The following is a 2,336-nucleotide window of genomic DNA, read 5'->3' as shown; positions in this document are numbered from 1 at the left end:
GGATTAGTAAATTTCATTACTTGGTGTTAGGATTCTCCAAGTTACCCTAAATTTCGACCTTAATTCCTTAGGGGAAGTACCCTCTTCTTGAGAGGCTGATTCCAGGTTTCTTTATCTGATAAACTACTCAATACATACAACTTATATTAGTAGACTCTGGACTGTCCGTTTCAGCAACTTCCAAACAGGTTTTGAAATTACATCAATTTTCCTTCTTAGGCCATTTCAGGCTTCTCCATAGAGTTATTCGGTGGCGGAGTCGTCTTGACTAATTTGCTTTCGTCGCAACCCGCTTTTATGGTCTGCTGTAATCTGGCATTCTTTCGTTTGTTAGACCGACCATCTCCTTTCAGAGTTTATCGGCTCTGGCTATTGGTTAGATAGCACGAAATTTAGGCCTCTTTGGCGCCCTTGTATCTTCAATAATACTCATATAAAAAATTAACAAACATAAATAAAATTCTTGAGATTTTAAATAAGGATTTTTTTTATAGATACGCAAAATAAAGGGTAAACCTTGAAAAAAAATTTTATAATAACCTGATAAAGCTTCTCCGCGCGCTCCCGTAATTCCAAATTTTTTAAAAATCTTTTCACCAGGAGTTTTATTACTAAAATATAAAAAATCTTTAAGTAATTCTTTAGTTAATTGACATGTTTGAAAATGCCAACGAGCAAAAGGAATATTATTAAATAAACTATACGAAACTATATAATAAATAATTCCGAAAGAAAAAATTAAACCTTTATGAGTATTTATATTATTAGTCGCTTTAAACATGCGTTTTTCTTGTTCTATACCTAATAATCTTAATTTATGAAAATTTAATAATTTATATGATAAAACTAAATTATAAATATGATAAAAATAAACACTAAAAGTTTCTTTAGACTTCATAAAAAGATTAAAATTCATATCTTGATGAGATCCGCAACTATTTATAGAAACTAAACCTAAGGAAGGATAACATAAAAGCTCAGTCTCTAATACGGATAGATTAATTGCGTTTTATATAGCGATTTGTATTTGCTATTTTATTTACAATCAGCCCCCGTCCAAACCGGACAAGCAAGTTTCCAAGCATCCGGCTTTCCATAATTTACTCTCTTGCGAGAACTAATTTCCCCTTGCGGTTAGTTAGCTATTTATTCTTATCGTTCTTGTTCTTTTGATATCATGTATTTGTTGATTGGTTATCTTGCGATGACAATCTTTACATAATACTTTCATGATACTTTGGTAATTCGCATTGCGAACTGTCCCAATGTGATGAATTTGAAGTTGGGTTGTTTTCTCGCAGTTCTCACAACGTTCCGCTTTTAGACGGTCAGTTAGATGTGTACGACTCTGGAATAAAAATCTATTGATGGTAGTATCAGGGTTTCCCTTGTAGTTACGCATTTTTTTGATTTTGTCCCAAGAGTAGACAACCCATGGTTCATATTGGGTTTTCCCTTTATTAAGATAAGGAATGGCCCAAGTTGAACCTATATTAAGTTTCTTTCGAACTCTGGCAATCGATGTTTTCCATTTTCTTGCCAGTGTTTTCAAACAGCTATCTTCAGCTAGATAATTTAGATGGGTTAAAACACCGAGATTGTTAGCTAAGCAAAAGTATTTCAGACAATGGTTTGATAGGTTCGGATTATTTCTAATTCGTCTCTATCCGCTAAAGTTTCATTGTGTTTCACCTTTCCCTCTTTTAACCAATTATATTCGTGTCCATATTCTTCGGCTTTTGCTTTGGGAACTTGGATTTGAACTTTACCGTTTAAGGAATTCTTTGTAGTTTTCCTTTCACGTGTTTTATTGGTTGGTTTAACCTTAATCAAGTAGGATAGAAACCTAGTTCCTTTGCTGGCCTTGACAATTTTTGATTTGTCCTTACTAATGGTAAGTTTTAAATCTTGTTCTAACCATTGCGTTACTTGATTCTTAATCCCTTCAGCTTTGTCATACTCGCCTTTAACGCCAATAATAAAATCATCAGCATAGCGGATGTATTCGACTCTTGGTTTTGGATTTAGGTTGATAGAACTATCAATCCCCAGTCTCTGGTGCTGGTTTTTAAGCCATGCTCTCTTATATTCTGGGTTCTTCTTCCAAATTGGTTTTCATTCTTTAATTAGTTCCTCCATTTGAAGGTCGATGTCATGTAAATATACATTCGCCAACAGAGGAGAGATTATTCCCCCTTGAGGAGAACCGGATAAGGATTCGTATTTGATCCCATCTTTCATGAAGCCGACTTTCAACCATTTGTTAACGGTTGAGAGGACTTTATTCTTTCTGATGAATCGATTTAAGGTTCTTATGAGAATCTCATGATTGATGG

The 2,336-nt window shown here is 34.1% G+C and carries 1 protein-coding gene and 1 pseudogene; both read right to left on the bottom strand.

Going from position 1 to position 2,336, the window contains the following annotated elements; genetic code table 11:
* Positions 1–376: 376 nt before the first annotated feature.
* The gene (locus OC683_RS02315) at positions 377–1,003 is read right to left on the bottom strand and encodes a triphosphoribosyl-dephospho-CoA synthase (protein ID WP_304514928.1); all 627 of its coding nucleotides are present in this window, start codon (positions 1,001–1,003) and stop codon (positions 377–379) included.
* 135 nt (positions 1,004–1,138) lie between these two features.
* Positions 1,139–2,336, bottom strand: a pseudogene (locus OC683_RS02310) (reverse transcriptase/maturase family protein); the annotation flags it as partial.

This window comes from Candidatus Phytoplasma crotalariae, assembly GCF_030586865.1.
Lineage (GTDB): Bacteria > Bacillota_I > Bacilli_A > Acholeplasmatales > Acholeplasmataceae > Phytoplasma > Phytoplasma citri.
The sequence above is the reverse complement of the archived record's forward strand: the minus strand, read 5'-3'. Positions and strand labels throughout refer to the sequence as shown.